This window comes from Photobacterium chitinilyticum, assembly GCF_004104355.1.
Lineage (GTDB): Bacteria > Pseudomonadota > Gammaproteobacteria > Enterobacterales > Vibrionaceae > Photobacterium > Photobacterium chitinilyticum.
In genome coordinates this window covers 1-351 of the sequence record NZ_RJLM01000287.1, presented here as the reverse complement: position 1 = coordinate 351, position 351 = coordinate 1, and the positions used below count along the sequence as shown (strand labels likewise).

At 32.2% G+C, this 351-nt stretch carries 1 protein-coding gene; it reads right to left on the bottom strand.

Annotation, left to right across the window (positions count from 1 at the left end; translation table 11 throughout):
• Positions 1 to 139 (bottom strand): 30S ribosomal protein S16 (gene rpsP, locus EDI28_RS26760; protein WP_128786736.1); only part of this gene is annotated, 139 nt, incomplete at its 3' end.
• Between the last annotated feature and the right edge of the window lie 212 nt (positions 140 to 351).

Sequence of the window (351 nt, the reverse complement as noted above, 5' to 3'; positions counted from 1 at the left end):
TTTCAGCAACAAGTGGGTTGTAAGTTCCAACTGTTTCGATGAAACGTCCGTCACGTGGTGAACGTGAATCTGCTACGTTGATACGGTAGAAAGGTTTTTTCTTAGAACCCATACGAGTCAAACGGATTTTAACTGCCATTTTTAAAGTCTCATTTCTTTAATTTTTTATTTCGGTGAAATAGCTGAGCTATTTAGCACATGTTCTATTATAGCAGATTTCTGGCATGTGTCAAGAAAAAAACTTGACAGACTATAAATTTCTTAAAGTATTTAGAAATTTGTTAGAATAGGAAATAAATGTTTGAAAGATGCTATCCGTGAATACTATTTTAGAAAAATTTTATAAAGAAC